Origin of the sequence: Companilactobacillus huachuanensis, assembly GCF_005404815.1 — a bacterium.
Classification (GTDB): Bacteria; Bacillota; Bacilli; order Lactobacillales; family Lactobacillaceae; genus Companilactobacillus; species Companilactobacillus huachuanensis.
This window is the reverse complement of the sequence record NZ_BJDF01000041.1, coordinates 1-8150: the sequence shown is the minus strand read 5'-3', so window position 1 is coordinate 8150 and position 8150 is coordinate 1. Positions and strand designations below refer to the sequence as shown.

6 protein-coding genes are annotated in these 8150 nt (G+C 37.7%); 2 read left to right on the top strand and 4 right to left on the bottom strand.

Going from position 1 to position 8150, the window contains the following annotated elements; all coding sequences use genetic code 11:
- Positions 1–126 precede the first annotated feature (126 nt).
- The 4 genes from FFM71_RS13095 to FFM71_RS13080 form a co-directional block, all read right to left on the bottom strand.
- A complete protein-coding gene (locus FFM71_RS13095) occupies positions 127–420 on the bottom strand; it encodes a hypothetical protein (RefSeq protein WP_137612598.1) in 294 nt (97 codons plus the stop codon).
- 231 nt (positions 421–651) lie between these two features.
- The gene (locus tag FFM71_RS13090; RefSeq protein ID WP_137612597.1) at positions 652–3387 is read right to left on the bottom strand and encodes a transglycosylase domain-containing protein; all 2736 of its coding nucleotides are present in this window, start codon (positions 3385–3387) and stop codon (positions 652–654) included.
- A 116-nt stretch (positions 3388–3503) separates the two neighbouring features.
- On the bottom strand, positions 3504–4901 hold the full coding sequence (gene pepV / locus FFM71_RS13085; protein WP_137612596.1) for a dipeptidase PepV: 1398 nt from the start codon (positions 4899–4901) through the stop codon (positions 3504–3506).
- A gap of 65 nt (positions 4902–4966) precedes the next feature.
- A complete protein-coding gene (locus tag FFM71_RS13080; protein ID WP_137612595.1) occupies positions 4967–6397 on the bottom strand; it encodes a glycerophosphodiester phosphodiesterase in 1431 nt (476 codons plus the stop codon).
- Positions 6398–6883: 486 nt separating this feature from the next.
- On the opposite strand from FFM71_RS13080, the gene FFM71_RS13075 reads away from it, so the two are divergent.
- Positions 6884–7219, top strand: coding sequence for a hypothetical protein (locus tag FFM71_RS13075; protein WP_137612594.1), 336 nt, complete (start codon positions 6884–6886; stop codon positions 7217–7219).
- Complete coding sequence (locus FFM71_RS13070) at positions 7219–7830, top strand: metallophosphoesterase family protein (protein WP_137612593.1); 612 nt, start codon at positions 7219–7221, stop codon at positions 7828–7830. The genes FFM71_RS13075 and FFM71_RS13070 overlap by 1 nt, the downstream gene beginning before the upstream one ends.
- The last annotated feature ends 320 nt before the right edge of the window (positions 7831–8150 follow it).

The following is an 8150-nucleotide window of genomic DNA, read 5'->3' as shown; positions in this document are numbered from 1 at the left end:
AAACAGCCACATTTGATTGAACAAAAAAATAGCAGAAAAAACTGGAGACCAGAAATTTCTGCTATTTATTATCTAAGACTTTAGTTTTGTCCCAGACTCGTTTTTAGTTTGCGTCTAAAAATATCTCTAGGCATTTTTGCGTTGTTTATGTAAATCCCAGATGATTACGACTATATAGCCAAACGCAACCAATGAGAGACCACCAGTCACAACTGAGCTCAATTCATAAGGCAGGTCGATAAAACCGCCTAGGATTGAATATAGGGTGTTAACTAGGACAATCACGGCTAATGTCAATGATTTGTCCCAAATTTTAATATTATGTCGAATTTTGTAATTGATTACAGCAATCATAAATGCAATTAGAATTACTGCAACGATATAAAGTGTATTTTGTAAAAAGCCTGGACTGAAGTACATGACTATATCTCCTTAGATCAAAGTAACGTTTTCATTCTATCATAAGAGCGCGGGACAAAACATGCTCAACTTTGGCGTATTAAAGTAAAGAGACACCGTAATCCAATTTGGGATTACGGTGTCTCTTTGGGTGAGCGCAAGAAATTATGTATTGTCACATGTTTAATGGCAATTTACGTCCCAGACTTATATATTCAATAATTTTAAAACGAGTTATTCAAGATTCATTCTCTAGGCACCAGCAGCAGGAGTTTCAGCTGTGTCAGTACCACTAGTAGTACCAGTATCGCCTGTTCCAGATGTTGTGCCACCTTCAGAACCAGTTGAACCGGTAGATGTATCAGAACCAGTTGTGGAGCCATTTCCTGTCCCAGCACCTGCACCAGATCCTGTCCCGGTTTCAGATGTTCCGTTTGAAGTTGTCGAGTTGGTCTGGCTGTTGCTATTACTTGTGCTGGACGAGCTGCTATTAGTAACGACTTCTGAAGAAGCATTGCTATTAGTGCTATTGCTAAATCCAGAGGTACGTCCACTACCATTTTCATTAGCGAGTTCATCGGTTGATTTGTTATTAGAACCAACCTGCTTAACCACAGCATAACCATTGCTACGACCAAAGTAATTATCCCAGAATAGTTTGTAATTCTTGGATTTAGCACCGATTGCGAATTTGTCGTATGACATATTCTTAGGGCTGCCTTTATAAAATAAGGAGTTGGCTGTATGTTGGTTGACTTTCGTTGTGATACCGTTGTAGCCAATTGAACCGGTGTATGTACCAGTTTCTTTATCAACTTTATAAGATTTAACACCTTCAGGCTTACTAAATGTTTCGCTAGTCTTAAAGGTGCTCTTATCTTCTTGATAAGCAGCATTAGCCATTTTCGCCCATAGTTCTTGGTTAATATCGGTCGAATTACTTGCTAAATTGTAATTATTACCATAGAAGTTATCGTAACCAATCCATGACGCCATTGTGACACCTTGTGTACTACCGATAAACCAGTTATCACGGTAATCATTTGAAGTACCAGTTTTACCAAAGAGGTTCTTCGTATTGAAGTTAGCTTCATATGAAAGAGCAGAGGCAGTACCCTTAGTAACAACTCCGTGTAACATGTTTTTGATAATGTAAGATGTTTGTTTAGTGAAGACGCGGCTCTTAGAACCTTTGTGTTGGTAAATTGTTTTGCCAGCTGGGTCTGAAACCTTTGCAACGACATAAGGGTCAACGTGGACACCTTTGTTAGCAAATGTCGAGAAAGCACTAGCTTGTTGAAGTACAGTTACACCATTCGCAGTACCACCCAAGGTAATACCCAATTGTTTATATTCCTTGTCTGACAAGTTGATACCCATCTTTGACATGTATTTCTTGGAACTAACATTTTGACTCAAGAGGTAATTGTATAGGTTAACAGATGGAATATTGTATGATTCTTCCAAAGTTTCTCTAGCTGAGACAAAACGATTTTGAATTGTTTCGCCGTAGTCAGTTGGAGAATACTTATTAAACGAGGTCTTGAAATCGGCCAACATTGTTTGGGAACCAATCAAGCCATTCTCGATTGCAGGTGCGAAGGTAATCAACGGTTTGATAGAAGAACCAGGGGATCTCTTTGTATCGAAGGCATGGTTTAATTGAGATTTCTTAAAGTTAACACCACCAACAAATGCGAGGACTTGACCAGACTTATTATCAAGTAAGACTGAACCATTTTGAACTGGTTCGGAAACCGTGATAGCTTTACCAGTTGTTGGATCTGTCGCATCATCAGAGTGCACCGTTCCTAAGTTACCCTTAAATTGTTGAACTTGACTGTTCATTGCATCGTATAGTTTCTTATCAATAGTACTGTAAATTTTATAATTCTTGTTGTGCAATTCGTTGTCAGCCTGAGTTGAGTAGTTCTTGTAGAGATTGTCATCTTTTATGACATCACTGTACTTAATTCCATCATTCTTAGCCAAACGTTTTATTAAGATTGTTTGAGCCTGAGTAGTTAATGTGTTGTAAAGATAGCCATATTTGATTTCTTTAGAACTTAGTTTAGCAGGTTTTTGGAAATCACTATTGAGGTCAAACTTTCGAGCACTGTTATATTGAGATTCAGTAATTTGATTGTCACGATACATTCGATACAAAACAATATCTTTACGTTTCATACCGAGGCTGTTGTCATCTTTGATTTTTCCATGTAAATCGTATGGTGTGTAAATCGAAGGACTTTGTGGCAAACCAGCAATAAAGGCGGATTCAGCTATATTCAAATCGCTGGCATTTTTGCCAAACAATCCTTGAGCAGCAGCTTGAACACCTTGAATATTTTGACCCTTATTGTTACGTCCAAAGGTAGCTGCGTTCAAATAGTCTTGCAAAATTTCTTGCTTGCTGAAATATTTATCAACACGCATAGCTAAGAAGATTTCGACCGCCTTACGCTTCCAAGTCGTTTCAGATGATAACATCTGCATTTTAACCGTTTGTTGTGTCAAAGTTGACCCACCAGTTTGTGCTCCGATACCAGTAACATCAGAGATTACGGCTCTAAAAATAGACTTTGGAACAACACCTTTATGACGGTAGAAGTCACTATCTTCGGTTGAGACGATAGCTTTCTTCAGGTAAGGAGACATTTCTGAAAGAGAAACCTTCTTACCTTCGAGATCCTTTTGAAGACTTTCAACCTTTTCACCATTGGCGAAATACAAAGTGGCTGAATTATTAACGTCTTGAAGTTCTGTTTTCATTTCATGTTTGGTAGGCACGGTTACTTGATTAGTTAAAGCAGAAACATAGCCCATACCTAAACCGATAGCTAAACTCATAATAATCAACAACCCGGCAAGCGAGTAGAGAATTATTCTGCGAATAACTTCAATCGTTAGATTAGCTTTCTTAGCAAAATCAGACCAGCTATGGATACTTTTGAAGCTGTTGACAATGCTATTCCATAAATTTTTCACTTTTAAATAAGCTCCCTTAAAAAGTTACATAACGTAATTATATAATAAAATTGATTTAGAAGTGTAAAAACAAAAAAAGTTCCATAGAAAAGAACTTCTACAGAACTTTAAATTCATTACTTAATCAAGCGGTAAATGGCGTCTGCGTAAATGGCAGCTGACTTCAATAACTTCTCAATATTAATATATTCATTAGGTTGGTGCATGACATTTTCGTCACCAGGGAACATTGCACCGTAGGCAATACCATGTTTTAGAATACGTCCGTAAGTACCACCACCGACTGTAAATGGTTCTGTATCGTCGTCTGTGTGATCACGGTAGGCACCAACAAGTGCTTGAACTAGTGGATCGTCGGCAGCAACAAAATGTGGCAATTGGTTATGGCCTTCGATAACAGCTGAAACATTTTCTGGCAAGGCTTTGTTGATCTTGTCTGTCAATGTGTCACCAGTGTCACCTTTTGGATAACGGATGTTTAACAAGACATTGGCTTTGTCGGCATCGTATTCATAAATATTAGGTGAGAGTGTTAATTCACCCATGACGTCATCTTTGTTAGCAATGCCTAATTGCTTTCCGGCAAAGTCTAAGTGTAAGTCATTAGCAATAAATGAGAAGTAGAGTTTTTCACTATCATTCAAATCAAAATCAGTAAGGAATTTAGCAAGGTAAGTGGCAGCGTTGATACCATTAAATGGTTCCATGGCATGGGCACCTTTACCAATGATCTTAACTGAAGCAACATCATCTTTGATAGTTACACTACCCTTGATTTCGGGATTTGCTGCAAGGAAGTCGTTGAGTTTAGCTTTTACATCATCGCCTGAAATCTTATTTAGATCAAGGTCAGCTTCAGCATTTTGAGGAACCATGTTAGGTCGGATACCAGCAACAAAATTTTTCACTAGACTGATATTTGGCGTTGGGAAAGTGACTCTGAATGAAACAATTCCTTTTTCACCATTGATAGCAGGGAATTCAGCGTCAGGTGAGAACCCGGTTTCAGGCAAAGTTTCCTTTTCCATGTAATGATTCATACCGACCCATTCGCTCTCTTCGTCAGTTCCTAAGATCAATTGGACACTTTTACTTGTAGGTAAGTTGAGTTCCTTGATGATTTTCATTGCGTAATAAGCGGCTAAACTAGGTCCCTTATCATCGGAAGCACCACGAGCATAGAAGTTACCATCTTTGATAACCGGTTCGAAGGGATTAGTATTCCAACCTGGTCCCTCAGGAACAACATCCACGTGAGCCAAAATAGCGATGGCATCGTCACTGTCCCCAAGTTCAATTCTTCCGGCAAGATTGTCGACGTTTTTAGTTGTGAAACCATCACGATCTGCAAAGTGTAAAAATGTTTGTAAAGCTTTTGCTGGTCCAGGTCCTAGTGGATAATCGCTAGTCTTGTGTTCTGTATCTCTAGAACTATCAATACTTACTAATTCAGAAAGATCATTTATCAGTTCATCTGAACGATGCGAAACTTCCTTTTCCCAATCTATAGACATATATCTTTGACCTCCACACGAGTTTTTTATATTTTACCAAAGGTTGACCTTAAAGGCTAATCTACCTAAATTTTATTTATGGAATCGTTGTCATTATTGACTGAGAAATTAATGTAAAAATTGTTAATTTCTCTGATTAAATCAGCATTTTTCAATGTTTGATCATTTGTTGGTTTAAGAGTTGCAAAACTTTGTAACAAATCGATATTTTTGATTCTTTGACCATGCGGCAAATCTTGATAACTAGCCAAAGAATTATTGCCAAAATATGATTTAGGATTCAACTGAATTAAGACGTTGTGAGCATTGACCCAGCCATCTTTTAATTTAAGCCAGGTCTGAGTACCATACTTTTGAATCGTGATAATACGTTGTGGTTCGTTGATTTCCAAACGATTGACAATTGAATTGGAATCGGTCGGATCACTATATAGGAAGTTATCTGGTTGCTGATTGCGAAAGACTACTTTTGCGCCGAAGTACTGACGCAAATCACGTAAGGCATATTCAGAATTAAATCCGGACGCATTAGCAAATTTATTTTCACCAAGTTGGACATATTTTTCGCCGTTAAACTTGATGATATTGGTGATGTGATAGCCATCAAGTGGATTAACTGTCTTGCCAGTTTTGATCAAACGATAAGGATTTTCATAAATAGTTTCCTTTTGGCTACTCATATAGTAAACGTTTTGATTGAGTGCTTCGGACTTTGACTGGTCTTTAAGTTGGCGATATTCATTACCTGTAGCGGGGTAGTTAGTGACCACACCATCAATCGGCATATTGATCAAAGTATTCCACTTCTTCGGACTCTCATTCATTTCATCCCAAACGTAAATACTCTTACCCATGAAATGCATCGTATCAATAATCTGTGGCGTAACAATATTGGATGACAGATTAACGCCAGTCACATATTGCAGGATGTCGAAGTTGATTCGTTTGGTCGTACCAGCAATGAAAATACGAGGGATGTCAGGCATCAATTGTGCTTCATTTTCCAAACTTTTAGTTGAGAAAGAGTGGAACATAACTCGATTTTGCATGCCATAAGTGTCAATAACCTGTTTGAGTAAAGCCTCCATATTTTGAGGGTTACCCTTTTTGGTTTTTTTAGTTTCAATCAAAAACTTAGCTTTGGGATTATTTTTGTAATGTTCAAAGACTTGGTTCAAACTATGCATGGGTTCACCATTCTTCTGATGCAACTGTGCCAGGTCAGAAAAATTGTGTTCCGAAACAATTTCAGAAGTACCGGTAACACGTTCGAGGTCACGATCATGAGAAACGACTAAAACATTGTCTTTAGAAACATGCAGGTCAAGTTCGACATAGTCGGCTCCCTCGGAGAAGGCCTTGTCAAAACTTTCGAAGGTTTCTTCAGGAGCATTGATAGGGTCGCCACGGTGACCAATGACGGTAAAACCACTAGCAAAGATAAAAATAAATAAAGCTAGCGATATTTTGAGAAAATTGAAACGTTTTGAAATCATAATTAACTCCCTAATTTTTTAGATATTATATACTAGAGTAGCTGGAGCTTTTAAGTAGGCCGCCTCCGGTCGTCAGGAATATAGTCCGCTATGAGGACCGGTTCGAGCCAAAGTGCGGTCTCGAACCTCGATTTTGAGCTTTGCACAGTTCGCAAATCTCAAAACTCGTCCAGTGGTGTAAGAGCTAAAGCTCTAACGCCACTGCCACAGCGCACTATATTCCTGACGACCGGATGCTAGTGTATTTTTACAAGGGTGAAAGCACTAAAATAGATATAAACAATGAAATAATAGCGTTAATTGTAATCTATTTAGAACAAATATTAAAATGGCTCTATGAATATTAGATTAATAAAAAAATGATTTAGTCGGAAGAACTGGGAATATTCATAAACAGGGAATGTGACGTTATCACCAGGGCATTACATCATAGTGTGAAGTGCACTCAGTTCTTAAGACGGCATAGATGTGAGGTAGAGGTATAAAATGGACAATGAGAAACAAACGTTAGACATAATTGAACAAATTACTCGTAATGATGGCACTAAGTATTATGAACTTGCCAATATCGTTATGAATGGTAGAGCCGAAAAGGCTGCCGAATTGGGTATGATTAAAGAGGTTAGAATCTTGAAACTCAATATTCCACATTCTTCAGCTGTTACTGTTTACGAGGATTACGTCAACGCAAATTATACAGTTCCACCAATGAATTTAAAAGAATGGGTTGAATATGAGAAGCCTGCGGGTAAGGTTCGGGATGCGTTCAACGAAATTTTAAAGGCCAATCGAATAATTTCAAAGGAAGATAATGCTGAATAATGAATTATTTTATAGCGGATACACATTTTTATCATTATCAATTATTAGAGCCGAATAATTTTGCACCACGTCATTTTGGCAATGTTGACGAAATGAATCAAGCCATGATTGATGCTTGGAATGCCCGTGTTGATGAGAATGACCGAGTTTATCATTTGGGTGATATTTCAATGCGACCTCAGAATACACCAACGGATGAGGAAACTTATGATATGTTACGACAGTTGAATGGACATATGACTTTAATCAAGGGTAACCACGATTATCGTTCACTATTTAAATTTTTGGACAAACATAATGAAACGATGTCTGATGGAAAACCAAGGTTTGAATTTGAAGATGTTGGATCATTATTGAAATTTGATCATCATCAATTTTACTGCACACATTATCCAATGTTATTAGGTAAAGTTGATAAAATTATTAATTTACATGGTCATATTCATCATTATGCAGTACCGATTGCTGAAAATATCAATGTAGGAGTTGATGCTCCTGAACGTGATTATTTGTCGGAAGATTTGCCATGGGGGTCGCCTTTGCGTGGTGAAGAAATTTTGGAAATGTATGCTAAGAAACAAGAAGACATGGCTAGATTGAATCAAAAGTGACAGTTATTGGTCTATTCTTAAAAGTTACTTTTATTTAACGACTAAAGGTTGAAAGGTGAAAATTAATATAACCGTTGTTGTTGCAGAACTAGAGCTAATTTATTTAAATGCTCAGAAGTCTTATTGTTCCTGCCAAAAAAATAAATTAGTTGGAAGAGCTGAGAGTATTCATTTGCAGCGAAAGTGGCGTTATTGCTTTAGCAATTACACCACCGGACGAGTGATCTGAACCCCGAAGTTTGGACACTTTTTTATGCAGCTTTTAATTCTGTTGATTCTCGATATTGAACAGGCGACATTCCACCTAAATCTGTTTTGAT